The organism is Klebsiella sp. JN_Kp126 (assembly GCF_033843325.1).
In the GTDB taxonomy this organism is placed as follows: Bacteria; Pseudomonadota; Gammaproteobacteria; order Enterobacterales; family Enterobacteriaceae; genus Klebsiella; species Klebsiella michiganensis.
This window is the reverse complement of sequence record NZ_JAWXQV010000085.1, coordinates 106,574-130,621: the sequence shown is the minus strand read 5'-3', so window position 1 is coordinate 130,621 and position 24,048 is coordinate 106,574. Positions and strand designations below refer to the sequence as shown.

The 24,048-nt window shown below is 59.1% G+C and carries 22 protein-coding genes; 7 read left to right on the top strand and 15 right to left on the bottom strand.

The genetic code is table 11. The annotated features are described in order from the left end of the window. Positions 1-123: 123 nt before the first annotated feature. Genes SIK97_RS21775 through SIK97_RS21755 form a run of 5 tightly spaced genes read right to left on the bottom strand, consistent with a single transcriptional unit; the run spans position 124 to position 5,088 of the window. Positions 124-465 carry a PTS fructose-like transporter subunit IIB gene (locus tag SIK97_RS21775; RefSeq protein WP_004849743.1) on the bottom strand — a complete coding sequence of 114 codons (342 nt, stop codon included), beginning with the start codon at positions 463-465 and terminating at the stop codon, positions 124-126. A 15-nt stretch (positions 466-480) separates the two neighbouring features. Next, positions 481-1,356, bottom strand: coding sequence for a [formate-C-acetyltransferase]-activating enzyme (locus SIK97_RS21770; protein WP_014228783.1), 876 nt, complete (start codon positions 1,354-1,356; stop codon positions 481-483). Further along, a complete protein-coding gene (locus tag SIK97_RS21765) occupies positions 1,322-3,619 on the bottom strand; it encodes a formate C-acetyltransferase (protein WP_049078974.1) in 2,298 nt (765 codons plus the stop codon). The genes SIK97_RS21770 and SIK97_RS21765 overlap by 35 nt, the downstream gene beginning before the upstream one ends. A gap of 51 nt (positions 3,620-3,670) precedes the next feature. Continuing rightward, on the bottom strand, positions 3,671-3,991 hold the full coding sequence (locus SIK97_RS21760) for a PTS fructose-like transporter subunit IIB (protein WP_004100938.1): 321 nt from the start codon (positions 3,989-3,991) through the stop codon (positions 3,671-3,673). Between the two features lie 20 nt (positions 3,992-4,011). Continuing rightward, positions 4,012-5,088, bottom strand: coding sequence for a PTS fructose transporter subunit EIIC (locus SIK97_RS21755; protein WP_057173784.1), 1,077 nt, complete (start codon positions 5,086-5,088; stop codon positions 4,012-4,014). A 309-nt stretch (positions 5,089-5,397) separates the two neighbouring features. Here SIK97_RS21755 and ptsP point away from each other — a divergent pair, with 309 nt between their 5' ends. Beyond that, complete coding sequence (ptsP, locus tag SIK97_RS21750; protein WP_047724116.1) at positions 5,398-7,899, top strand: phosphoenolpyruvate--protein phosphotransferase; 2,502 nt, start codon at positions 5,398-5,400, stop codon at positions 7,897-7,899. A 533-nt stretch (positions 7,900-8,432) separates the two neighbouring features. On the opposite strand, the gene SIK97_RS21745 is transcribed toward ptsP, so the two are convergent. After that, complete coding sequence (locus SIK97_RS21745; RefSeq protein ID WP_046876535.1) at positions 8,433-9,524, bottom strand: tartrate dehydrogenase; 1,092 nt, start codon at positions 9,522-9,524, stop codon at positions 8,433-8,435. Between the two features lie 82 nt (positions 9,525-9,606). Between SIK97_RS21745 and SIK97_RS21740 the strand changes: the two genes are divergently transcribed. Next, positions 9,607-10,554, top strand: a complete 948-nt coding sequence (locus SIK97_RS21740) for a LysR substrate-binding domain-containing protein (protein ID WP_162763174.1) — start codon at positions 9,607-9,609, stop codon at positions 10,552-10,554. Positions 10,555-10,583: 29 nt separating this feature from the next. On the opposite strand, the gene SIK97_RS21735 is transcribed toward SIK97_RS21740, so the two are convergent. The 4 genes from SIK97_RS21735 to puuD form a co-directional block, all read right to left on the bottom strand. Beyond that, positions 10,584-11,864 (bottom strand): NAD(P)/FAD-dependent oxidoreductase, encoded by a 1,281-nt coding sequence (locus SIK97_RS21735; RefSeq protein ID WP_014228788.1) that lies wholly within the window; start codon positions 11,862-11,864, stop codon positions 10,584-10,586. 2 nt (positions 11,865-11,866) lie between these two features. Further along, entirely contained in the window at positions 11,867-13,354 is a 1,488-nt protein-coding gene (gene puuC, locus SIK97_RS21730; RefSeq protein ID WP_025106246.1) for an aldehyde dehydrogenase PuuC, read from the bottom strand. 243 nt (positions 13,355-13,597) lie between these two features. Then, on the bottom strand, positions 13,598-14,155 hold the full coding sequence (gene puuR, locus SIK97_RS21725; RefSeq protein ID WP_004849766.1) for an HTH-type transcriptional regulator PuuR: 558 nt from the start codon (positions 14,153-14,155) through the stop codon (positions 13,598-13,600). A gap of 25 nt (positions 14,156-14,180) precedes the next feature. Continuing rightward, positions 14,181-14,933, bottom strand: coding sequence for a gamma-glutamyl-gamma-aminobutyrate hydrolase (gene puuD, locus SIK97_RS21720; protein ID WP_014838055.1), 753 nt, complete (start codon positions 14,931-14,933; stop codon positions 14,181-14,183). A 224-nt stretch (positions 14,934-15,157) separates the two neighbouring features. On the opposite strand from puuD, the gene puuA reads away from it, so the two are divergent. Then, complete coding sequence (gene puuA / locus SIK97_RS21715) at positions 15,158-16,576, top strand: glutamate-putrescine ligase (protein WP_004849770.1); 1,419 nt, start codon at positions 15,158-15,160, stop codon at positions 16,574-16,576. Positions 16,577-16,928: 352 nt separating this feature from the next. Further along, entirely contained in the window at positions 16,929-18,320 is a 1,392-nt protein-coding gene (locus SIK97_RS21710; RefSeq protein WP_014228791.1) for an APC family permease, read from the top strand. Positions 18,321-18,441: 121 nt separating this feature from the next. On the opposite strand, the gene SIK97_RS21705 is transcribed toward SIK97_RS21710, so the two are convergent. Continuing rightward, entirely contained in the window at positions 18,442-18,564 is a 123-nt protein-coding gene (locus tag SIK97_RS21705) for a small membrane protein (RefSeq protein ID WP_004849777.1), read from the bottom strand. A gap of 271 nt (positions 18,565-18,835) precedes the next feature. Here SIK97_RS21705 and SIK97_RS21700 point away from each other — a divergent pair, with 271 nt between their 5' ends. Both SIK97_RS21700 and agp read left to right on the top strand, forming a co-directional pair. Beyond that, positions 18,836-19,060, top strand: coding sequence for a hypothetical protein (locus tag SIK97_RS21700; RefSeq protein WP_014838057.1), 225 nt, complete (start codon positions 18,836-18,838; stop codon positions 19,058-19,060). A 139-nt stretch (positions 19,061-19,199) separates the two neighbouring features. Beyond that, positions 19,200-20,438 (top strand): bifunctional glucose-1-phosphatase/inositol phosphatase, encoded by a 1,239-nt coding sequence (gene agp / locus SIK97_RS21695; RefSeq protein WP_057173783.1) that lies wholly within the window; start codon positions 19,200-19,202, stop codon positions 20,436-20,438. A gap of 139 nt (positions 20,439-20,577) precedes the next feature. Here the strand turns inward: agp and SIK97_RS21690 are convergent, their stop codons facing one another. Next, positions 20,578-20,805: a YccJ family protein gene (locus SIK97_RS21690; RefSeq protein ID WP_004849783.1), complete on the bottom strand. Its 228-nt coding sequence runs from the start codon at positions 20,803-20,805 to the stop codon at positions 20,578-20,580. Positions 20,806-20,825: 20 nt separating this feature from the next. Further along, the gene (gene wrbA / locus SIK97_RS21685) at positions 20,826-21,422 is read right to left on the bottom strand and encodes an NAD(P)H:quinone oxidoreductase (RefSeq protein WP_004100968.1); all 597 of its coding nucleotides are present in this window, start codon (positions 21,420-21,422) and stop codon (positions 20,826-20,828) included. 374 nt (positions 21,423-21,796) lie between these two features. On the opposite strand from wrbA, the gene SIK97_RS21680 reads away from it, so the two are divergent. Beyond that, positions 21,797-21,970, top strand: coding sequence for a general stress protein (locus SIK97_RS21680; RefSeq protein WP_004131287.1), 174 nt, complete (start codon positions 21,797-21,799; stop codon positions 21,968-21,970). A gap of 235 nt (positions 21,971-22,205) precedes the next feature. Here SIK97_RS21680 and rutG read toward each other — a convergent pair whose 3' ends face one another. Together rutG and rutF are read right to left on the bottom strand one after the other, a co-directional pair. Beyond that, positions 22,206-23,528 (bottom strand): pyrimidine utilization transport protein G, encoded by a 1,323-nt coding sequence (rutG, locus tag SIK97_RS21675; protein ID WP_057173782.1) that lies wholly within the window; start codon positions 23,526-23,528, stop codon positions 22,206-22,208. 21 nt (positions 23,529-23,549) lie between these two features. Continuing rightward, positions 23,550-24,044, bottom strand: a complete 495-nt coding sequence (rutF, locus tag SIK97_RS21670) for an NADH-dependent FMN reductase RutF (RefSeq protein ID WP_004849801.1) — start codon at positions 24,042-24,044, stop codon at positions 23,550-23,552. Between the last annotated feature and the right edge of the window lie 4 nt (positions 24,045-24,048).

Sequence of the window (24,048 nt, the reverse complement as noted above, 5' to 3'; positions counted from 1 at the left end):
ACGGCGGTGAACCTGTAGCCCCGGTAAGCGCAGCGCGACCGGGGGAAGTCTGAGCAGGCGCGGTGCTATTTCCCCGGGCCGCGGCGCAAGCGCCTTGCCCGGGCGACAAAATCACCGGTGTACTCACGGGATCTCAAGATAAACCACCGGCTTTTTCATAATGCATTTCACCGCGTCGACAATCTGCTGCGGCTGCAGCAGAAAGGTTTTGATGCTGGTCTTAATGGTGCGGATGCCGCTAAAGCGTCCGGCATCGTCAATTTCAATATCCGTCACCAGCAGAACGACATCGGCATGGGCGATGTCGTCGGCCATTATTTTGTTCTCCACCCCCAGCGCGCCCTGGGTTTCAATTTTGATATTCCATTTCTCCTGGTGGCCGACTTTTTCCAGCCGCTCGGCCGCCATATAGGTGTGAGCGACGCCGCTGACGCAGGCCGTGACGGCAACGATAGTGAAATCCATAGCATCCTCCTGGCGTTATCCGCCGACGGTCACGCTAAAACCGGCCCGTTCGGCCAGCGTCCTGAATGGCTGAATCTCAGATTCTGCAGGGGCTTTAATCATCGACATCGACCATTTTTTTCCCAGTAAGTGATATTTGGCTTCGCCGTACTGATGGAACGGCAGAAGATGAATTTCCGGCAGCTTAAAAGGGGCCAAAAACGCCAGAATCCGGCGGAAATTCGCTTCATCAAGCGTGAATCCCGGAATCAGCGGCACCCGGGGGATCACGTGAATATGCGCTTCCACCAGACGGGTAAAGTTATCCAGCACCCGCGGCATATTCATCCGCAGCTGCTCGCGGGCCAGCGTTTCATCCATGATTTTTAGATCGAACAGCACTTCATCGCAGGCCTGCGCCAGCGGAAAAAAGCGGCGGTAGGCGGTATCGCCCGCCGTTTCAATCGCCGTTCTGATCCCCCATTCGCGCAGGCGGCGCAGCAGGCGCGCGGCGAATTCGGCCTGCATCAGGACTTCGCCGCCCGACAGGGTCACGCCGCCGCCGGAGGCGCGGAAGAAGACCTCATCCTTCAGCACCTCTTTAAGCAGATTATCGAGGGTGACGTCGCGGCCAATCTGCTGCCACGCGCCGGAAGGGCACTCGACCACGTCCTGCTGGCAGCGGGAGCAGCGCAGGCACTTGCTCTCCCGGCGTACGGTCTGAATTTGCGGCGAGATCGACTCCGGATTGGCGCACCAGGGACAGGTATGCGGGCAGCCTTTAAAAAACACGACGGTGCGGATCCCTTGACCATCATTCAAAGAGTAGCGCTGGATATTAAAAATGCGCGCCTTATCGGCGCGCGTTTCCAGGACCTCACAGCTGATGCGCGGTGCGGCGGATAATGTCATCCTGAATCTCCTGCGACAGCTCGACGAAAAAGGCGCTGTAGCCCGCAACGCGCACCACCAGGCCGGCAAAATCCTGCGGCCGCTGCTGGGCTTCGCGCAGCGTATCGGCGTTAACCACGTTGAACTGAATATGCTGCAGCTTCAGCCTGGTGAATGCCTGCAGGAAGTCGGCCAGCTTATTGAGGCCGCCGTCGCCGGCAAGGGTCGCCGGGGTGAATTTGACGTTCAGCAGCGTACCGTTGGAGAGCAGAAAGTTATCCAGCTTGCTGACCGACTTAAGCACCGCGGTCGGCCCCTGCACGTCCTGGCCGAGCATCGGCGAGAGCCCGCCGTCCGCCAACTGCTCTCCGGCCAGGCGTCCGTCCGGAGTGGCGCCGACGACCGAGCCGAGCGGCACGTGGGCAGAGACGGTATAGGAGCCCGGCGTAAAGCGACCGCCGCGCGGGTTGCGGTACTGCTCTACCTCTTTGCAGTAGAAGCGCAGCAGATCGGCGCTGATGTTGTCCACTTCGTCAATATCGTTGCCGTATTTCTCGAAGCGGTTGATCAGGCGCGCGCGGATTTTTTCCCCTTCCGGCGTCTGGAAGTTGGCTTTCAGCACCGCGATCAGTTCAGCGAAGCTGAGCCGTTTTTGCTCAAACACCATCCCTTTAAGCGCGTGCAGCGAGTCGCTGAGGTTAGCGATGCCGATGCCCTGGACCCCGGAGAAGTTATAGCGCGCGCCGCCTTCGGTGATATCCTGGCCGTGCTGCACGCAATCCTCAATAAAGGAAGAGAGCAGGGGAACCGGCGCCCAGTCGCGGTGGCCGATATCGCAAATATTGCTGCCTTCGACCATCAGCCTAATGTAATAGCGAATCTTGTCGCGGATCTGGTTGATCAGCCCGTCCCAGGTGATGTCAGGGTTACTTTCGTTTTCCAGCATCACGATTTCCATTACCTTCAGCAGGTTGAACATGGCGATATCGTGCAGGCCGTAGGTGCGCCCCGGGATCGACAGCTCAACGCAGCCAACCACCGAGTAATCCCGCGCGTCATCCAGCGAGACGCCGCGGTTGAGAAACGCCGGGATCACCACTTCATCATTGAAGATTTGCGGAATGCCGGTGCCGAGGCGAATGGTCTCGGCGGTTTTGCGCAGGAAAGGGCGATCGACCAGCTCGTTGACCCGCACGCCGAGGTTCGGCTGCGGCAGGCGAACGTTCTGGTAGGCGTCGAGGGATAAAAACGACAGGATATTGACCGCGCTGCGTCCGGTCTCGGTCAGGCCGCCGAGCAGGGCGGTATAGCCGGTTGGGAAGCCCGCGAAGTAGCGCGCGCTGCTGGTGGAGCGCAGCAGGACAATATCGTTGCACTTCACCCACAGCGACTCCAGCAGCTCCTGAATAAACTGCGGATCCTGGCCGCGATTCAGCGAAGCCTGATAGTACGGCAGCATGTACTGGTCAAAGCGGCCCAGCGAAATGGAGCTGGCGTTGGATTCATACTGCAAAATGATGTTCATATACCAAAAGAGCTGGCAGGCCTGCCAGAAATCTTCCGGGCGGTGCACCGCGTTATGGCGGGAGATGTCCGCGATGGTCTCCAGCTCTTTGCGCCGCTGCCCGTCGCCGCAGCCGGCGGCCATGTCATCGGCAAGCGCCGCATAGCGCAGAATATGGCGCTGGGAGGCTTCCAGCAGGATCAGCACCGCCTGATAAAAATTGTTCTGCGGGTGCCGCTGACTCACCGCTTTCATCTCCGCCACCAGCGCGGCGAGGCCGTTTTCCAGCAGGCGAGGGTAGTCGATGATGATATGTCCCTGGCCTTTATCGGTCTGGTTGACGCTAAAAATCTGCGTGCTGACGGCGGCCTTCACTTCATCGGTCATCTGGGCGTTGATGAAATCCTTCATCGAACGATTTTCCCAGTAGGGGAACAGCACTTCGCGGTAGATGCGCTTATCTTCTTCGCTGATGTTGAAGCGGTCCTGCGGGCGGGTCGGGAACTGGTCCAGCTCTTTGAGCAGCCAGTAGGGATCCATCTCCGGCGACATGATCCCGGCGCGCGGCTTGATCGTACGGTTGCCGGCAATCAGTTCATCATCACGAATCGAAATCTGCACATGGTCGAGAACCCATGCGGTCGCTTTCGCCCGGCGGATCATCACCGGCTCCCCCTCGGTCTGTTTATGGCTGGCGGTGTAGAGCAGCGCCCGCTCAAGGGAGATTTCGCGCGGGTTGGCGAACAGACGATCTTTTAAGCGTTGAGTGCGATTAGTCATGACAAGCTCCATGTTATTTTGCGGGGCGCAGGCCGCGCCCCGTGTATTCAGTCAGGCATTCTGCGAAAGGTGGCTGTCGATTTTGTTCATAATGGCTTCGGCGCGCTTCACGGCGTCGCTGATGTTGACGCGCACGATGGTTTTACCGGCAAAACGCTCTTCGAACTTGATGCCGATATCTTTGGTCAGAATCACCATATCGGCGCTGGCGACGTCTTCCGCGGTCAGCTCGTTCTCAATGCCAATGGAGCCCTGGGTCTCGACTTTGACCTGCCAGCCTTTGGCCTTAGCGGCGCTCTCCAGCGATTCGGCGGCCATATAGGTGTGGGCGACGCCAGACGGGCAAGCGGTAACGGCAATAATTTTGGTCATACAATATTCCTTCCCGTGTCTCAGTTAATTTCGAAATCAAGATCCATCTCGTCATCGGCTTTGGCGTCAGACGTTTTCTTTTTCGCCAGGGCCTTAAGCAGGATGACGCAGGCGGCGCTGACGATGGCGCCAACCGCGAGGCCGGCAATAAATCCGCCTTTACCCTCAACGACCGGCAGAACGATAAGCCCGCCCCAGCCGGCATAGCACTGGGCGCCGAGCAGCGCGGCGGTAACGCAGCCGGCGGCGGCGCCGATCATATTGGCCGGGATAACGCGCAGCGGATCGGCGGCGGCGAAGGGGATCGCGCCTTCGGTCACGCCAACGCAGCCCATCACCAGCGCGGCCTTACCGGTTTCGCGCTCTTCCGCGGAGAAGTATTTACGCCCAATCAGCGTTGCCAGGCCCATGCCCAGCGGCGGCACGGCGATGCCGACGGCGGCGATGGCCACCACGCTGTAAACGCCCTGGGAAACGCAAATCAGCATGAAGGCGTAGGCGACCTTATTCACCGGACCGCCCATGTCGAAGGCCAGCATCAGGCCCATGATGATGGCGAGAATCACGATGCTGCCTTCGCGCATGCCCTGCAGCCAGCCGGTCAGGCCGGCGGTGAGCGCGCCAATCGGCTCGCCGAGGCCCCACATCATGATCCCGGCGGTAATAAAGGTGCCGATAATCGGGATAACGAAGATGGGCATTACCGAGCGCAGCACCTTATGCACCGGGATTTTCTTCAGGTAGTAGACCACCAGCCCGCCAATGATCCCGGCAATCAGCGCGCCGAAGAAACCGGCGCCGAAGCTGTTGCCGACCCAGGCGCCGATGGCGCAGGGAGCCAGCGCCGCGCGGTCGGAGATGGAGTAGCCGATATAGGCCGCCAGAAACGGCACCATAAGCGTCAGGCCGGCCACGCCGATATCAAACAGTTTTTTCAGGTTAGGGTCGGTGGCGGCATCGGGCACCGCGCCCTTGCCGTACAACATGACGGAGACTGCCAGCAAGATCCCACCGGACACGACAAACGGGATCATATGTGAAACCCCGGTCATGAGGTGCTGGCGGGTATTTTTTAATATTTGCACCAGTTCATTCATTGTTATTCTCCTGAGCGCTGCGTGGCCCGTGACTGAGTTGATGCTTCAACCTTAGAAAAAGGGCGGCGCATAAAATAGTAGAGAAAAAGTGCATTTACTGGATATTTGTAAGGCCAGAGGAAAATTGCGATCCACCTCAAATCTTAGCGCTGGTGGGTTTTTGGCGCCGTTAGTCAGGCGATTTGTGACCGCGAGCATAAAAAAGAGTCGGGCATACAATTATCCAGTAATTGCCACTTTTATCGTGTAGTGGCGGGCCGGTTCTTTCTTTACCTTTTGGCTAAATACGCATTATTCAGGAGGAAGGCGATGGCTCTGGTAATTGAATTCATATGTGATTTGCCCAACGGCGTGCATGCGCGTCCGGCAAGCCTGGTAGAAACCCTGTGCAATACTTTTTCGTCTTCGGTCGAATGGTTAAATACCCGCACGGAAGGACGCGGAAACGCGAAAAGCGCGCTGGCGATTATCGGCACCAATACCTTGAAGGGGGACCGCTGCCAGCTGGTCGTCAGCGGCGAAGATGAACAGCAGGCGTTTGACGCGCTGTCGGCATTCATCAGCGAGGAGTTCCCGCACTGCGATGCGCCGCTGCCGACGGCGGAATCCATGGACGTTCAGCCGGTTCCTGAATCCCTCTCGCGCCTCAATCCCACGCTGTTTCACGCCCAGCCGGTCTGCGCCGGCAGCGCGGGCGGCAGGCTCACCCATCTTAAGTCCCTCGACCTGCGCGATTCAGGCGCGCTGCCTGCAGCGGGCGCAATTGAACAGGAACAGGCGGCGCTGGACAAGGGCCTGACCCTGCTGGTGAAAAATATTGAGTTCCGCCTGCTGGATAACGACGGTACCGCCAGCGCGATCCTTGAGGCGCATCGCTCTCTGGCCACCGACGCCTCGCTGCGCCAGCATCTGCTGGGCGGGCTGCTGAGCGGCCTGAGCTGCGCTGAGGCGGTGGTCGCGACCGGCGAACATTTTTGCGCCCAGTTCAGCGCTTCCGGCAATAGTTATTTGCAGGAGCGGGTGCTGGACGTGCGCGATGTCTGCTTCCAGCTTCTGCAGCATATCTACGGTGAGGATCGTTTTCCGGCACCGGGTAAGCTGACGGAAGAGGCCATCTGCCTCGCCGATGAACTCACCCCCAGTCAGTTTCTTGAACTGGATAAAACTCTGCTTAAAGGTCTGCTGCTGCGCAGCGGCGGCACCACTTCACATACGGTGATCCTCGCGCGTTCGTTCAATATTCCCACCCTGGTGGGCGTCGATATGGAGGCGCTGCTGCCGTGGGTCGATCGGCGAGTGCAGATTGACGGTAACGCCGGGCTGGTGGTGGTGAATCCCGATGAAGCGGTGGCGCGCTACTATCAGCAGGAGGCCTGGGTGCAGGCGCAGATCCGCCGCCAGCAGCAGGCCTGGCTGGATAAAGCGGGGCGTACGGAAGACGGTATTCGCCTGGAGGTGGCGGCCAACATCGCCCATTCGGTAGAGGCGACGGCGGCCTTCAACAACGGTGCGCAGTCGGTAGGCTTGTTCCGCACCGAAATGCTCTATATGGACAGGCCCAGCGCGCCGTCGGAAAACGAGCTGTATAACCTATTTTGCCAGGCGCTGGAGCCGGCCAACGGGCGCAGCATTATCATCCGCACCATGGATATCGGCGGCGACAAGCCGGTGGCCTACCTCAACATTCCGGCGGAGAACAACCCGTTCCTCGGCTACCGGGCGGTGCGTATTTATGAGGAGTATCAGGCGCTGTTCCGCACCCAGCTGCGGGCGATTCTGCGCGCTTCCGCGCACGGCGCGCTGAAAATCATGATCCCGATGATCTCCTCGATGGAGGAGATTCTGTGGGTGAAAGAGCAGCTGGCGGATGCCAAACAGTCGCTGCGCAGTGAACAGATTCCGTTTGATGAAAAGATCCCGCTGGGCATCATGCTCGAGGTGCCGTCGGTGATGTTTATCATCGACCAGTGCTGCGAAGAGATTGATTTCTTTAGTATCGGCAGCAACGACCTGACCCAGTATCTGCTGGCGGTGGATCGCGATAACGCCCGGGTGACGCGCCACTACAACAGCCTCAATCCGGCTTTTTTGCGCGCGCTGGATTACGCGGTTCAGGCGGTGCATCGCCAGGGTAAATGGATCGGCCTGTGCGGCGAGCTGGGGGCCAAAGGTTCCGTGCTGCCGCTGCTGGTGGGGCTGGGGCTGGATGAGCTGAGCATGAGCGCGCCATCGATCCCGGCGACCAAGGCGCGTCTGGCGCAGCTTGACAGCCGCGCCTGCCGTCAGCTGCTGAATCAGGCGATGCAGTGTCGTACTTCGCTGGAGGTCGAGCACCTGCTGGCCCAGTTCCGTATGACCCAGCAGGACGCGCCGCTGATTACCCCTCAGTGCATTACGCTGAACAGCGACTGGCGCAGTAAAGAGGAGGTGATTAAGGGCATGACCGACAATCTGCTGCTGGCCGGGCGCTGCCGCTATCCGCGTAAGCTGGAAGCGGATCTGTGGGCCCGCGAAGCGGTGTTCTCCACCGGGTTAGGGTTTAGCTTCGCCATTCCGCACAGTAAATCGGAGCATATTGAGCAGTCGACCATCAGCGTCGCCCGTCTGGCGCAGCCGGTGGCGTGGGGCGACGACGAGGCGCAGTTTGTGATTATGCTGACGCTCAATAAGCATTCGGCGGGGGATCAGCATATGCGTATTTTCTCGCGGCTGGCGCGGCGCATTATGCATGCGGAGTTCCGGCAATCGCTGGTGACGGCGCAGAGCAGCGAGGCGATTGCGGCGCTGCTGCAGCGCGAGCTGGAGCTGTAATTCGGTCCAGAGCATCTCCCCGGTGGCGCTGCGCTTACCGGGGCTACGGGTTTCCAGCCGTCTGTGGGGCAGTAGCCCGGGTAAGGCGTTTACGCCGCGACCCGGGATTTCCGGGCCCGGTGCCTGAGGGAGGCAGATTGGGTAGCCCGGACAGGCGCGTAAGCGCCGCCTCCGGGACGATGTTCTTGCAGCTACGATATGCCTCTGAAACAACGTGTTATGCAGCGATGCCCTGGTGCCCGCTGAAATCGGCGAACCGGAGGTCCGAAGACAAGGGCTGGCCGCCAGGGATGGCGGACAGAGGCGAATCGAGACAGCGATGTCGAGTTGAGCCGACCGCGGGCTGAGGACCGGGAGGTGAGCGCAGTGCGCAGCACCGATTTCTTTGCGGGACCGCGGGGATTGTAAAGGGGGAGACGGTTTTCTCCCCCTTTACCCGTTCACCTACCACGGTGAGACATTTTCTGCGGGATAATAGTGAACGGAACCCTTGCACACTTTCCGGGAGGCGGCGCTTGACGCGCCTGTCCGGGCTACTTTTGTTCAACAATCGCCCGACAAATCGCCTCGCCCACCTGCTGGGTGGAGGCGCTGCCTTGCATATCCGGCGTCTTCGGTCCGCTGGCGATGGTCTGCTCAATCGCCGCCAGAATGCCGTCGTGGGCGGCCTGGTAGCGCGCGTCCCCGTTGCCGAGGAAGTCGAGCATCATCGCGCCGGCCCAGATGGTGGCAATCGGGTTGGCGATATTTTTGCCGTAAATATCCGGCGCCGAACCGTGTACCGCTTCAAACAGCGACGGAAAGGTGCGGTCCGGATTGAGGTTTGCCGACGGGGCAATGCCGATGGTGCCGGTACAGGCCGGGCCGAGATCGGAGAGGATATCGCCGAACAGATTGGAGCCGACCACCACGTCAAAACGCTCCGGCTGCAGCACGAAGCGGGCGCACAGAATATCAATGTGCTGCTTATCCCATTTCACCTCCGGGTAGTGCTGCGCCATCGCTTCGACGCGCTGGTCCCAGAAAGGCATGCTGATGGCCAGACCGTTGGATTTGGTCGCCGAGGTCAGGGTTTTGCGCGGGCGGCTCTGCGCCAGCTCGAAGGCGTAGCGCAGGATCCGGTCAACGCCGCGACGGGTAAATACCGACTCCTGAATCACCACTTCATGTTCGGTCCCCGGATTCACATGGCCGCCGAGGGCGGAATATTCCCCTTCGGTATTCTCACGCACCACGTAAAAATCGATATCGCCGGGCGCTTTCCCCGCCAGCGGGCAGGGGACGCCGGGGAACAGGCGCACCGGACGCAGGTTGACGTACTGGTCGAACTCGCGGCGGAACTTCAGCAGCGAGCCCCACAGTGAAATGTGGTCCGGCACGATATCCGGCCAGCCGACCGCGCCGAAGTAGATCGCATCAAACGTTTGCAGCTGCGCGCGCCAGTCGTCGGGCATCATGGCGCCGTGCTGCGCGTAATAGTCGCAGCTGGCCCACTCAAAGTGCTCGAAGCTTAACGCCAGCCCCCAGCGTTCGGCGGCGGCCTGCAGTACGCGGACGCCTTCCGGCAGCACTTCTTTACCGATGCCATCGCCGGGGATGGCGGCAATACGTAAGGTTTTATTCATCGTTATTCTCAGTTTGAGGTAAGGAAAATTGACTTCACCGCTATCCTATAATTGACTGATTCATAATTAATCCCGTTAACTGGTGAAACATAAAACACGAATCATGAATAATCTGCCGCTGCTGAACGATTTACGCGTCTTTATGCTGGTTGCCCGCCGCGCCGGTTTTGCCGCCGCCGCGGAAGAGCTCGGCGTCTCGCCGGCTTTCGTCAGCAAGCGCGTGTCGCTGCTGGAGCAAACGCTCAACGTCCAGCTGCTGCACCGTACCACCCGGCGCGTGGCTATCACCGAAGAGGGCGAGCGCATCTACGAATGGGGACTACGCATTTTGCAGGATGTCGACCAGATGATGGATGAGCTCTCCGATGTGCGGCAGGTGCCGCAGGGGACGCTGCGGATTATCAGCAGCTTTGGCTTTGGCCGGCGGGTAGTCGCGCCGGCGCTCTCCGAGCTGGCCCGTCGCTACCCGCAGCTGGAGATCCGTTTTGACGTCGCCGACCGGCTGGTGGATTTGGCCAATGAAGGGGTCGATCTGGATATTCGCGTCGGCGACGATATCGCGCCCAATCTGATAGCCCGCCAGCTTGCCAGCAATCACCGCATCCTCTGCGCCTCGCCGGCGTTTGTCGCCCGCTATCCCCGGCCGAAACAGCTCAGCGATCTCGCCGCGCTACCCTGTCTGGTGATCAAAGAGCGCGACCGGCCCTTTGGCGTCTGGCAGCTGCGCGATGATAAAGAGGGGGAGCACGCCATCAAGGTGACCGGACCGCTGTCGTCTAACCACGGTGAAATCGTCCATCAGTGGTGCCTGGAGGGGCAGGGGATTGCGCTGCGCTCGTGGTGGGACGTCAGGGAAAATATCGCCAGCGGCAATCTGGTGCAGCTGCTGCCGGAGTACTATCAGCCCGCCAATATCTGGGCGGTATACGTGTCGCGGCTGGCGACCTCGGCCAAAATTCGTACCACCGTGGAGTTTTTGCGCCACTACTTCCAGCAGCGATTTCCGCCGCGCAACGGCGAGGAAAAATAGCCGACGGCGGGCGCCGTCGGCCGAGGGGATTACACGCCGAGCCGATCGCGCAGGCTGTAGTAAGCCGCGCCCATGGCGGTAAACGGAATACGCAGGCTGCGCCCGCCGGGGAACGGATAGTGCGGCAGCCTGGCGAAGGCGTCGAAACGTTCGGCGTCCCCGCGCAGCAGCTCCGAAATCAGCCGTCCGGCGAGGTGGGTACAGGTGACCCCGTGGCCGCTGTAGCCCTGCATATAATAGATATTGTTATCGAGGCGGCCAAACTGCGGCATTCGCGAGAGGGTCAGCAGGAAGTTGCCGGTCCAGCGGTAGTCGATTTTCACCCCCTGCAGCTGCGGGAAGGTTTTCAGCAGCTTCGGCATAATCAGCCGCTCAACGTCGTCCGGATCCCGTGCGCCGTACACCACGCCGCCGCCGTACAGCAGACGGTTGTCGGCGGTCAGGCGGTAGTAATCCAGCAGATAGTTACAATCTTCTACGCAGTAGTTTTTCGGGATCAGCGAGCGCGCCAGATCCTCAGACAGCGGCGCGGTGGTGACCACCTGGGTGCCGCACGGCATGCTGCGTTTCGCCAGCTCCGGCTCGAGCTTATCGCCGAGATAGGCGTTACCGGCGACGATCACGTAGCGGGCGGTGACCTGTCCGCGTGCGGTGGTCACTACCGCCGGGCTGCTGTGCTGAATGCCGGTGACCGGTGATTGTTCGTAAACCCGGCCGCCGTTGAGCCGAATGGCGTCCGCTTCGCCAATCGCCAGATTGAGCGGATGGATATGACCGCCGCTGTGGTCCAGCAGCGCGCCGGCGTAGCGGTCGCTGTCCACTTCGCGACGAATGGCGCTGGCATCCAGCAGCTCCAGCTGGGTATTGCCGTAGCGCTCCCAGTTCGCTTTCTGCTCTTCCAGGGTCTCCAGCTGTTTATGATTCAGCGCGACAAACAGCCCGCCGGGGCGATAGTCGCAGGCAATCTGATAGCGCTGGATACGTTCACGAATAATGTCGCCGCCTTCAAACATCATGCTGCCGAGCATTTTCGCGGCATCCGGGCCGTAGGTTTTTTCGATAACGTCGATATCGCGGCTATAGGAGTTGACTAGCTGGCCGCCGTTGCGTCCGCTGGCGCCGAAGCCGATGCGCGCGCCTTCCAGCAGCACCACATCGTAGCCCATTTCGGCCAGATGCAGCGCCGAAGAGAGGCCGGTATAGCCGCCGCCGACGACGCAGACGTCGCAGCCGATCGATTCGTCCAGCGTCGGGAACGGCTCATAGCGGTTGGCGCTGGCGGCGTAATAGCTGGTGGTATGTTCGCTCATGATTAAGACTCCAGGGCAATCCAGATAGTTTTCAGTTCAGTGAATTTTTCCAGCGCGTGCAGGGACTTATCGCGTCCGTTGCCGCTCTGCTTATAGCCGCCGAAGGGCACGGTCATATCGCCATCGTTGTAGTTGTTCACAAAGACGGAGCCGGCTTTCAGACGGCGGCTGACGCGGTGAGCGCGGGAGAGATCGCGGGTCCAGACCGCCGCGCCGAGGCCGTAGCGGCTGTCGTTGGCCAGCGCCAGCGCCTGCTCTTCGGTTTTAAAGCGGGTCACCACCAGCACCGGGCCGAATATCTCCTCCTGGCTGAGGGCGGAGGCGGGGTCGACGTCGACGAAGATGGTCGGGCCGACCGCCGCGGGCCACGGATTTTTACGTCCATCCAGCAGCAGCGTGCTGTGCGCTTCGCCGGCGCGAATAAAGCTGTGGACGCTATCGGCGTGGCTGTTGTCGATCAGCATGCCCATGGTGGTATTCGGGTCGAGCGGATTGCCAGGCTGCCAGCCCTTTGCCTGCTCTTTTAGCAGGTCGAGAAAGCGGCCGGCGATGCTCTCCTCAAGCAGCAGACGGGTACCGGCGATACAGACCTGGCCCTGATTGTAGAAAATACCGCCGGCGGTGGCGTTAACCGCTTTTTGCAGGTCCGGGCAGTCGGCAAAGACGATATTGGCGCTTTTACCGCCCGCCTCCAGCCAGACGCGCTTCATATTGCTGTCGCCCGCGTCTTTCAGCAGCTGTTTACCGGTGCGGGTGGAGCCGGTAAAGGTGATGACTTCAACGTCATGATGCTGCGCCAGCGCCTGACCTGCTTCATGGCCGAAACCGCTCACCACGTTGAATACGCCGTCCGGCAGCCCGGCCTGTTTCGCCAGGCCCGCCAGGCGCAGAGCGGTAAGCGGGGATTTTTCCGACGGCTTAAGCACCACGCTGTTGCCGGACGCCAGCGCCGGGCCAAGCTTCCAGCAGGCCAGCAGCAGCGGAAAATTCCACGGCACCACCGCCGCAATCACGCCAATCGGTTCGCGGACGATCATGGCCAGTTCGTTGCCGCCGGTGGGGGCGACTTCGCCGTACACTTTATCGATGGCTTCGGCGTACCAGCGGATTGCGCGGGCGGCGCCGGGGACATCGTCGCGCAGGCTGTGGCGAATCGGTTTACCGGTGTCGAGGGTTTCCAGCAGCGCCAGCTCTTCGCGATGGGCTTCCATCAGGTCGGCGAATTTATGCAGCACCGCTTTGCGCTGGGCAGGGGAGGCCTGCGACCAGTCGCCGCGATCGAAGACGCCGCGGGCGGCCTGGACCGCGCGATCGACGTCGGCCTTTTTGCCGCGCGCGACTTCGGCGAGCGTCTGCTGGGCGGTAGGGTCGACGGTGGCGAACACGCTATTATCGGCGGCGGCGCTGTATTCGCCGTTAATAAATAGCCGCGTTTCAATCGCGATATTGTTTGCTTTTTCTTGCCAGTAAGCCAGGTTGTGAAAATCCATCATGACTCCTTAATGACATAATCGGAAAAATAAAAAAGTGGTGATTTCAGACCCTCAGGGCGCAGGGCGTCCCCGGGGTTGAGTACCGTTTAAATTGCCCATTAACAGGCGTGAATTATCCGGGGCCAGCGGAATAAGTCTTTCCGCATTGCGCAAGGTGAACTGCGTTATCTTCGCGCCGCCGGAGTTCGCCTCCGACGGCGCAGGCCTGAAGAAAGCCTGAGAAAACCTCAGGCTAAAAAATCAGAATGTGGTGGGGGTATGGGCGCTGATAATTCGGCAGATACCCGCCGAGGTATTGCTGAAGCTATGCGGTATGCCGGTGTTAATGGCATAGCTTTGCCCAGCCACCAGATGATACGCCTGACCGTTGATGGTCAGCACGACTTCACCTTCCAGTATGGTGCCTATCTCCTCACCCTGATGCTTGATCCTCTCCCCGGTTGTGGTTCCAGGCTGGTACGTTTCAAAAATCATCGCCAGCGTGCGGTTCGGATTGCCATTATGAACCAGCTTCATCGACACCCCCTGACTGCCGATTTCAATCAGATCGTCCTGATTGATAACCACCTGCGGTTCAGCCGGTTTTTCTGGTTCAGAAAAGAATTCCGAGAGCGACAGCCCGTAGACTTTCAGCAGCTTTTGCAGCGTACTGATCGCAGGACTGACTTTGTCCTGTTCTATGGTGCTGATGGCACTATGTGTTAACCCAGACAGTTCGGCGGCACGACGCTGTGAGAGACCCAGCTGTTGGCGGATCTCTGACAGACGTTTCCCTGGCGCCAGTCCGTCATCGCTCATATTTGCATTTCCTTAACGGTAGTGGTCAGAGTCGCTGTTTTTCAGCAATATAGCTCTGACAGGCGGTGATAAAACCTTCAAACAACATTCGCGACAGGGCGTATTCGCTACTGTTCCATTCAGGATGCCACTGCACGCCGAGGGCGAAAGGGTGGTCGTTAACGCTGACCGCTTCCACCAGCCCGTCCGGAGAACGCGCCTCCACGCGCAGCCGTGGACCCGTCGTTTTTGCTCCCTGCCCGTGTAACGAGTTTACCCAAAACGTGTTGCAGCCCGGTATTAACTGAGAAAGTAATCCTCCTTGCTGAACCTGAACTTCATGCGAGGGCGCATATTGCTGCTCGACGGGAAGTTCGGGGTCTTCGCGGTGTTCAAGAAGCTCAGGCTGCTCGAACAGACGACGATACAGAGTCCCGCCGGTGGCGACAACCAGTTCCTGTAGTCCACGGCAGATGGCGAAAATGGGGATGCGCCTTTCGAGCGCGGCGTCGATCAGCGCCATGCTCAGAAGATCACGCCCGGGATCGGCGTCAGGCTCATCGCCGTTTTCACCATAGAGGTGCGGCTGTACGTTGCTCGGGCTGCCGGGCAGATAAATGCCGTCCAGTTTCGGCAGTAGCGCAGAAAGCAGTTCCGGCTCGGCCAGCGCGTGCGGCAGGGCAATCGGCACGCCGCCGGCGTTCACAATCGCGTTCAGGTACTTCTCTTGCAGAGTCTGGGTCTGGTGACCCTTAAGCCTGTTTCGACACATCACCACGCCAATAACTGGCTTGTACATTATATTTTCCATGATCGCCCTCACAAAGTGGACTAAATTATGACCGGATTAGCGGGTAAAACGGCCATTTCGTTCAATATTTTCTCAATCTAGCAGTGGATATAGCCCTTTGCAAACTTAATTTAACATTTGACAAACAATTTGTTTGCATACACATTCGAAGGGTGGACATTATATTTAACAGTGCCATTCAGGGTCCGAAACTAAAACAACGGCGGTGAATCATGGAAACCAATATCGTAGAAGTTGAGAATTTTGTTCAGCAGTCGGAAGAGAGACGGGTCAGCGCATTCACCTGGGAAGTGAAGCGCTACCTCGAGCGTTACCCCAATACGCAATACGTTGATGTGCTGCTAACCGACCTGAACGGCTGCTTCCGCGGTAAGCGGATCCCGGTGTCCAGCCTGAGCAAGCTGGAGAAGGGGTGCTATTTCCCGGCTTCGGTGTTTGCGATGGATATTCTCGGCAACGTGGTGGAAGAGGCGGGGCTCGGCCAGGAGATGGGCGAACCAGACCGCACCTGCGTGCCGGTGCTGGGAACCTTAACCCCGTCGGCGGCGGACCCGGAATACATTGGTCAGGTTCTGCTGACCATGGTTGATGAAGATGGCGCTCCCTTTGACGTTGAGCCGCGGAACGTGCTGAACCGGCTCTGGCAGCAGCTGCGCCAGCGCGGGCTGTTCCCCGTGGTAGCGGTAGAGCTGGAGTTCTATTTACTTGACCGCAAGCGCGACGCGGAAGGTTACCTGCAGCCGCCGTGCGCGCCGGGAACCGGCGATCGCAATACCCAAAGCCAGGTTTACTCCGTCGACAACCTCAACCACTTTGCCGACGTGCTTAACGAAATCGATGAGATCGCCCAGCTCCAGCTGATCCCCGCCGACGGCGCGGTGGCGGAAGCCTCTCCCGGCCAGTTTGAAATCAACCTCCACCATACCGATAACGTGCTCGACGCCTGCGATGATGCGCTGGCGTTAAAACGTCTCGTGCGTTTGATGGCGGAGAAGCATAAGATGCACGCCACTTTTATGGCGAAACCCTATGAAGAGCACGCCGGTAGCGGGATGCATATCCATATCAGTATGCAGAACAACAAAGGCGAGAACGTGCTGGCGGACGCGGACGGCGAAGATTCCGCGATGTTAAAACGCGCGCTCGCCGGGATGATTGACCTGATGCCGGCGTCGATGGCGCTGCTGGCGCCAAACGTGAACTCGTATCGTCGTTTCCAGCCGGGAATGTACGTGCCGACCCAGGCGTCGTGGGGGCACAACAACCGGACGGTGGCGCTGCGCATTCCGTGCGGCGATCGGCACAATCACCGCGTCGAGTATCGCGTGGCCGGGGCGGACGCCAACCCGTATCTGGTGATGGCGGCGATTTTTGCCGGCATCCTCCACGGTCTGGATAATCCGCTGCCGTTACAGGAAGAGGTGGAGGGCAACGGCCTCGAGCAGGAGGGGCTGCCGTTCCCGATTCGCCAGAGCGATGCGCTGTGGGAGTTTATGCAAAACGATCATCTGCGCGAGCGGCTTGGCGAACGCTTCTGCCACGTTTATCACGCCTGTAAAAATGACGAATTACTGCAGTTTGAGCGTCTGATCACAGAAACTGAAATCGAGTGGATGTTGAAAAACGCCTGATTTTCGCCCCGCGAGGGGCGCTTTAGCATTATCACGAGTAGCATCATGCGGCCTGAGCGGAGCCTGGTCGGACGTTTTTGCTGGGAGCCCAGCCATTCCCGGATGTCGCGTTAAGGAGCGCAGGCGGCAACGGGGCTTCAGTTAACGACACAGTGTGTAACGAGGTAGGAAATGATGCAGATGTTTAAATATCCGCAGGGAGAAGGGGGCCGTCATGGCCGCATGGAATGCGTCGCCACCGCCGCTCGTCGGTTCTTTTTACCTTTTGATTTGCCATTAACCCCGTTGCGAAGCAGGTTGGTTTCCCGGTCTCTACGACCGCAAACCCAGGTGTGCAGCGGGGGAAATGGCTATGTCTATTAATCCCTCTCTCGATAACGCCTCCGGGGCGGAAAAACCGCGCCTGCGCAAGTCTCTCAAGCTGTGGCAGGTGGTGATGATGGGCCTCGCCTATCTGACGCCGATGACGGTTTTCGATACTTTCGGCATCGTCTCCGGCATCAGCAACGGCCACGTCCCGGCGTCCTATCTGCTGGCGCTGGCCGGGGTGCTGTTTACCGCCATCAGCTACGGCAAGCTGGTGCGCCAGTTTCCGCAGGCGGGTTCGGCCTATACCTATGCGCAGAAGTCGATCAGCCCGCACGTCGGTTTTATGGTGGGCTGGTCATCGCTGCTGGATTATCTATTCCTGCCGATGATCAACGTGCTGCTGGCGAAGATTTATCTTTCCGCGCTGTTTCCGGACGTGCCGCCCTGGGTGTGGGTGGTGACGTTTGTGGCTATTCTCACCGCGGCGAACCTGAAAAGCGTCAACCTGGTGGCGAACTTCAACACCCTGTTCGTGCTGGTGCAGATCTCGATCATGGTGGTCTTTATCGTGCTGGTGGTGCAGGGGTTGCATAAAGGGGAAGGGGTGGGCACCGTCTGGTCGCTCCAGCCGTTTATTAGCCAGAATGCGCACCTGATTCCGATCATTACCGGGGCGACGATAGTCTGCTTTTCGTTCCTCGGTTTCGATGCGGTGACCACGCTTTCCGAAGAGACGCCGGACGCCGCGCGGGTGATCCCGAAGGCCATTTTCCTTACTGCGGTCTACGGTGGGGTGATTTTTATCGCCGCCTCGTTCTTTATGCAGCTCTTTTTTCCCGATATTAGCCGTTTTAAAGACCCGGACGCGGCGCTGCCGGAGATCGCCCTCTACGTTGGCGGCAAGCTGTTCCAGTCGATTTTCCTGTGCACGACGTTTGTGAATACCCTGGCCTCAGGCCTGGCTTCGCACGCCAGCGTGTCACGGCTGCTGTACGTTATGGGCCGCGATAACGTTTTCCCGGAGCGCATTTTCGGCTACGTCCATCCGAAATGGCGTACCCCGGCGCTGAACGTGATCATGGTGGGGATTGTCGCGCTGTCGGCGCTGTTCTTTGACCTGGTCACCGCCACGGCGCTGATTAACTTTGGCGCGCTGGTGGCGTTTACCTTCGTTAACCTGTCGGTATTTAACCACTTCTGGCGGCGTAAAGGTTTTAACAAAACCTGGAAAGATCGCTTTCACTATCTGCTTTTGCCGATGGTGGGCGCGCTAACGGTGGGCGTACTGTGGATTAACCTGGAGGCGACCTCGCTGACGCTGGGTCTGATATGGGCGGGTCTCGGGCTGCTGTATCTGACGTATCTGACCCGCCGCTTCCGCAAGCCGCCGCCGCAGTTTGACGGCGCCAAAGCGGAACAGGCCTGGGAATCGTAACGATTTTTTACGCCGACACAAAGGCAGGCGATTGAGCCTGCCTTCTTTTTTGTCATTCTCGTTTGAAATCAGGCGCTCGGGAGAGATAGCAGGGGCAGAAGGTAAGAATAGTGAGGACGTATTATTTCTTTTTCTTATGAGTTGGCAGCTGTGCAGAGCGCCGATCCTTCACATAGGAGACCAGGCTGAAGATGGCTACTCCCAGCAAAACCACCGCGACGATAAAGAGCAGGATACCTGACATAGATTAACCTAATGTTATGTTTAACATGAAGAAAAAATACCGTGATATCGAGATAATAGCATCGGGATATTTCTTAAAGATGACCCGATGAATCAGACGAGAATAGACTGCCAGCAATACACTGAAATTATTATTTACATGAATAAATGTGAAGAGTAAAGCAAAGGTGTGGTGAAAAAATGAACGGGTTACACTCGTTTAAGCGAATTTACAGACGAGAGCCCCACAGGCTGCTACCCTTGGCCCGCTTAAATAGGATTGAGAGTAATAAATGTTTAACAAGCATATCATCGGTCTTATTGGGCCGTTGTTGATTCTGACTTCATTCCATAGCCTGGCTGACGCCGGGCACCCGTCAATTCGCGAACGTATTGTCGAGCAGGTGTTAAAACCCTGCGAAGGAAAAAAAGCCGGCGATAAAGTGCAGATCGTCGACCATCGCGGCGGCAAGCATGCGGCTATCTGCACGCTGGCGGCGGTACCGCTACCGGAGTAACGCCCTCCCTCTGATTTCAGCCTCCCTTCGTTCTGGCGGAAAGCGTATTTCTTTCCGCACTTTGCGAGCCATTGCCCGGAAAAATGTCATAAATTTGTCACAATTAAGGCGATGATAATCACTGACTGAGGATTAAGGGATGAGAAAAAGTCTACTCGCTGCCGCCGTGACCGGCGTTATTTTACTCTCCGCCGGCGTCCAGGCGCAGGAACAGGCGGCACCGGAAGGGTACCAGCTTCAGCAGGTGCTGATCATGAGCCGCCATAACCTGCGCGCGCCGCTGGCGAACAACGGCAGCGTGCTGGAGCAATCAACGCCGAAGTCCTGGCCTGAGTGGGATGTCCCCGGCGGCCAGCTGACCACCAAGGGCGGGGTGCTGGAAGTGTATATGGGGCACTATATGCGCGAATGGCTGGCGCAGCAGGGGCTGGTGACCAGCGGCGAATGCCCGCCGGAGAACGCGGTCTACGCCTATGCCAATAGCCTGCAGCGCACCGTCGCCACCGCGCAGTTCTTTATCACCGGCGCGTTTCCCGGCTGCGGCGTGACCGTGCACCATCAGGAAAAAATGGGCACCATGGACCCGACGTTTAATCCGGTGATCACTGACGATTCCGCCGCGTTTAGCGAAAAGGCGGTGCAGGCGATGGAGAAAGAGCGGCAGGGGATGCAGCTGAGCGAAAGCTATAAGCTGCTGGAGGAGATGACCGACTACCGTAACTCCCCGTCCTGCAAAGAGAAGCAGCAGTGCTCGCTGAGCGACGCGAAAGATACCTTTAGCGCCAAATATCAGCAGGAGCCGGGCGTTTCCGGGCCGCTTAAAGTCGGCAACTCGCTGGTTGACGCCTTTACGCTGCAATATTACGAAGGTTTCCCGAAAGACCAGGTGGCGTGGGGCGAAATCGCCAGCGATAAGCAGTGGCAGGTGCTGTCGAAGCTGAAAAACGGCTATCAGGACAGTCTCTTCACCTCGCCGGAAGTGGCGCGCAACGTGGCTAAACCGCTGGTGAAATATATCGATAACGCGCTGGTGGGCGACGCGGCGAAAGTCACGCTGCTGGTGGGGCACGATTCCAATATCGCCTCGCTGCTGACGGCGCTGGATTTTAAACCTTATCAGCTGCACAACCAGTACGAACGTACGCCCATCGGCGGCAAGCTGGTGTTCCAGCGCTGGCATGATAAGAGCGGCAATCGCGATTTGATGAAGATTGAGTACGTGTATCAAAGTACCGAACAGCTGCGCAATGCCGATGCGCTGACCCTGCAATCGCCGCCGCAGCGGGTGACGCTGGCGCTAAACGGTTGTCCGGTCGATGACAACGGCTTCTGTCCGATGGACACCTTTAAAAAAGCGATGGCCGAGGCCACGAAGTAGCAGAGTATAAAAAACCCGGAGCAATCCGGGTCTTGCTGCCGATGTTTAGCCTGGTCTTGTAGCCCGAACAGGCGCAACGCCCCGCCTCCGGGAAGCTCATGTAAGAACTCCCGGAGGCGGTACTGCGTACCTGTCCCGGCTACACGTTCTTGCGTTCGATAGTTTGTTCGCCCCAGAACAGGGAGTCTTTGTCGGTTTTGGCGAAGGCGAGGGGCAGGACTTCATCGCTGCCTTCTTCCCAGATTTTCTCCGCCAGCTTTTCATCGTAATTGGCTAATTCAAAAATCGCCTCGGCAATTTCGGGAGACGTATTGCGCAGACTGGCCCATTCACCCACGCGGTGGGCCTTTGCTTCTTGATTCGGCATGCTTGTCCTCCTGCTGAAGATTAACCGTGTAATTTCACTGCCAGACCCGCAACGTGTTGCCCCTGATAGCGGGCAATGGCTAATTCTTCTTCACTTGGCTGGCGTGAGCCGTCGCCGCCGGCAATGGTGGTGGCGCCGTAAGGCGTGCCGCCGCGAACCTGCGAAACATCAAACAGCTCCTGGGCGCCGTAGCCAATCGGTACAATAATCATCCCGTGGTGGGCAAGCGTGGTCCAGGTTGAGGTGATGGTTTGCTCCTGACCGCCGCCGGTACCGGTTGAGCTGAATACGCTGGCCAGTTTGCCGTACAGCGCTCCGGACGCCCACAGGCCGCCGGTCTGATCGAGAAAGGTGCGCATCTGTCCGGACATATTGCCGAAACGGGTTGGGGTACCAAAGATGATGGCGTCGTACTCAGCCAGCTCCTGCGGCGTGGCGACGGGCGCGTTTTGCGTTTTCCCGCCTGCTTTGGCAAAAACCTCTGCCTGCATGGTTTCCGGCACGCGCTTCACGACCACTTCAACGCCATCTACCTTGTTTGCTCCTTCGGCGACGGCATGCGCCATGGTCTCAATGTGTCCGTACATGGAATAATAAAGCACCAGAATCTTAGCCATTTGCATCACTCCTCGGTTGCGTTATGAGCCAGCCAGTCGACTGGCTACCTTTAAAGATAAGACCTCTGGCGAAGAGTGCAAATGCAACAATCATTTATTTGATTTATAACAACATTGCTAACATTCAGGGCTGTTGCAAAAAGATACATCTTCAGCGGCGCCATTTTAGGCTGTCATAAGAGTCGCTTAGCGCGCGTCCGGCGCAATAGCGGCAGTTCTTATACAAAATCTATTTCAGAATGTGACGATATCCACCTGGCACGGCTTTCCTTCGCTAACCTTAAAAGCACGTGATACGCAACCCGTATCGCGGAGGCCAGAGCCTCGTGTTTCACCTAATGCAGCATGATGTCTAACCTAAATGGAGGTCAGTAATGGCAAACCATCGTGGCGGTGCCGGCAACTTTGCCGAAGACCGTGAAAGAGCATCAGAAGCAGGTCGTAAAGGTGGCCAGCATAGCGGGGGGAACTTTAAAAACGATCCTCAACGCGCTTCCGAAGCGGGCAAGAAAGGGGGCAAAAACAGTCATGGTAGCCGCGAAAGCTAGCGCGCCGGATTGTTGCTGATGGGGGTTAATCTCCCGGGCCCGACCCCATCACCCTCGCCGCCGACGTCACGTCGGCGGTTTTTTTTCCACTTTGCAGGTTCCGCTGAGCGGGAGGAACGCCCGGCTCGCGGCGTAAACGCCTTAACCGGGCTACGGGTTGACGCTGTTTTGTAGCCCCGGTAAGCGCAGCGCGACCGGGGATTTCCCGGTACGGGTCTGCTGGCGTCGCACGCTTTCATACCGGGGTGACGTTGGTTTGCCCGGCCTCACGCGGACGGCGGTTAAGCAGAGCGTGGAGCAGGATCGCGCCGAAGGTGGCCGTCCCGATGCCGCCGAGGGTAAAGCCGCCGAGCGAAAGCGCGAAGTCGCCCGCCCCCAGCACCAGCGTCACCGCCACCATAATCAGATTTGCGTTCTGGCTCAAATCCACGCGGTTCTGCACCCAAATTCGCGCGCCCGCGACGGCAATCAGGCCAAACACCACAATCGATGCGCCGCCGATCACCGGTCCCGGAATGGTATGGATCAGCGCGCCGAATTTCGGTGAAAACCCAAGCAGCATCGCAATCAGCGCCGCCGCGACGAACACCAGCGTCGAGTACACTTTGGTGACCGCCATCACGCCGATATTCTCCGCGTAGGTGGTCACACCGCTGCCGCCAACCGAGCCGGAGAGCATCGTTGCCAGTCCGTCGCCGACGAACGCGCGGCCCATATACGGGTCCATATTGCGCCCGGTCATCCCGGCAACCGCCTTCAGGTGGCCGAGGTTTTCCGCCACCAGAATCACCGCCACGGGAGCGATCAGCATCATTGCCTGGCCGTTAAAGGTCGGGGCGGTCATCTGCGGCAAACCGAACCACGCCGCCTGCTCAAGCAGGCTAAAATCCAGCGGCTTGCCCAGCCCGAGGCCGTTGGCCAGCAGCGCGTACAGCGCGCAGGCGATAATCAGCCCGACGAGGATCAGCAGCCGCTGCAGCATCCCGCGGGTAAACACCGCGACCAGGCCGATGCACAGCACCGTCAGCACCGCCATCCAGCCGTCGAACGGCGTTGCTGATACGCTGCGTACCGCGATTGGCGCGAGGTTAAGGCCTATCGCCATGACCACCGCGCCGGTGACTACCGGCGGCATCAGCCGCTCAATCCAGCGGGTGCCGATTTTCATCACCACCAGGCCAATCAGGGTATAAACCAGCCCGCAGAGGATAATGCCGCCCAGCGCGACGCTAAGGTGCGGGTTAAGCCCCTGGCCGTTGAAGCCGGTAACGGCGATGACCACGCCGACAAAGGCGGCGCTGGAGCCAAGGTAGCTCGGCACGCGCCCGCCGGTAACCAAAAAGAACAGCAGGGTGCCGATGCCGGACATCAGGATCGACAGATTGGGCTCCAGCCCCATCAGGATTGGCATCAGGACGGTCGCGCCAAACATCGCCACCGCGTGCTGAACGCCCATCACCACGGTTTGCCCGACCGACAGCCGTTCATCGGGGGCCACGACGCCGGACGCGGCGGAGGGGGAGGTTAACTGCCAGCGAGGAAAATCGAAGAGAGCCATGATGAGATCCTGGGTTTAGGGTTAACAGGCTGGACGCATCAGCGTGTGGTAGCCGCGGTCGAACCACATCAGTCCGCGCGGTTCCGGATGGCGTACAATCGCCGCCACTTCGCAAAACAGGATGTCGTGAGTTCCGACGCTGACGATCTGGCTGATGCGGCAGTCGAAGCTGACCAGCGCCGCTTCCAGACGCGGACAGCCGGTCGCGCCGGTTTGCCAGTCGGCGGCGGCGAAGCGCTCCGCCATCGGCGTTTTACCGCCGAAAACGTTCGAGAGCTCTTCCTGGCCGGCCGCCAGGGTGTTGACGCACAGGGCCTGGTGCTGGCTGAAGATCGGCCACACCGAGGCGGAGCGATTCAGGCACACCAGCAGCGTGGGCGGCGCGTCGGTAACGCTGCAGACGGCGCTGGCGGTAAAGCCGGCGCGGCCTGCGGGACCATCGGTGGTGATGATGTTGACCGCCGCCCCGACGTGGGCCATGGCGTCGCGAAAGCTTTGTTTATCGGCAGTAGACATGCGG

Coding starts and splice junctions, on each gene's coding strand:
- wrbA (WP_004100968.1), bottom strand. CDS start 21,422: ATGGCTAAGATTCTGGTGCTTTATTATTCCATGTACGGACACATTGAG.
- SIK97_RS21760 (WP_004100938.1), bottom strand. CDS start 3,991: ATGACCAAAATTATTGCCGTTACCGCTTGCCCGTCTGGCGTCGCCCAC.
- puuD (WP_014838055.1), bottom strand. CDS start 14,933: ATGTACAAGCCAGTTATTGGCGTGGTGATGTGTCGAAACAGGCTTAAG.
- SIK97_RS21770 (WP_014228783.1), bottom strand. CDS start 1,356: ATGACATTATCCGCCGCACCGCGCATCAGCTGTGAGGTCCTGGAAACG.
- SIK97_RS21775 (WP_004849743.1), bottom strand. CDS start 465: ATGGATTTCACTATCGTTGCCGTCACGGCCTGCGTCAGCGGCGTCGCT.
- SIK97_RS21745 (WP_046876535.1), bottom strand. CDS start 9,524: ATGAATAAAACCTTACGTATTGCCGCCATCCCCGGCGATGGCATCGGT.
- puuC (WP_025106246.1), bottom strand. CDS start 13,354: ATGGATTTTCACAACCTGGCTTACTGGCAAGAAAAAGCAAACAATATC.
- puuA (WP_004849770.1), top strand. CDS start 15,158: ATGGAAACCAATATCGTAGAAGTTGAGAATTTTGTTCAGCAGTCGGAA.
- agp (WP_057173783.1), top strand. CDS start 19,200: ATGAGAAAAAGTCTACTCGCTGCCGCCGTGACCGGCGTTATTTTACTC.
- puuR (WP_004849766.1), bottom strand. CDS start 14,155: ATGAGCGATGACGGACTGGCGCCAGGGAAACGTCTGTCAGAGATCCGC.
- SIK97_RS21690 (WP_004849783.1), bottom strand. CDS start 20,805: ATGCCGAATCAAGAAGCAAAGGCCCACCGCGTGGGTGAATGGGCCAGT.
- ptsP (WP_047724116.1), top strand. CDS start 5,398: ATGGCTCTGGTAATTGAATTCATATGTGATTTGCCCAACGGCGTGCAT.
- SIK97_RS21700 (WP_014838057.1), top strand. CDS start 18,836: ATGTTTAACAAGCATATCATCGGTCTTATTGGGCCGTTGTTGATTCTG.
- SIK97_RS21705 (WP_004849777.1), bottom strand. CDS start 18,564: ATGTCAGGTATCCTGCTCTTTATCGTCGCGGTGGTTTTGCTGGGAGTA.
- rutF (WP_004849801.1), bottom strand. CDS start 24,044: ATGTCTACTGCCGATAAACAAAGCTTTCGCGACGCCATGGCCCACGTC.
- SIK97_RS21735 (WP_014228788.1), bottom strand. CDS start 11,864: ATGAGCGAACATACCACCAGCTATTACGCCGCCAGCGCCAACCGCTAT.
- SIK97_RS21710 (WP_014228791.1), top strand. CDS start 16,929: ATGTCTATTAATCCCTCTCTCGATAACGCCTCCGGGGCGGAAAAACCG.
- SIK97_RS21755 (WP_057173784.1), bottom strand. CDS start 5,088: ATGAATGAACTGGTGCAAATATTAAAAAATACCCGCCAGCACCTCATG.
- SIK97_RS21680 (WP_004131287.1), top strand. CDS start 21,797: ATGGCAAACCATCGTGGCGGTGCCGGCAACTTTGCCGAAGACCGTGAA.
- rutG (WP_057173782.1), bottom strand. CDS start 23,528: ATGGCTCTCTTCGATTTTCCTCGCTGGCAGTTAACCTCCCCCTCCGCC.
- SIK97_RS21765 (WP_049078974.1), bottom strand. CDS start 3,619: ATGACTAATCGCACTCAACGCTTAAAAGATCGTCTGTTCGCCAACCCG.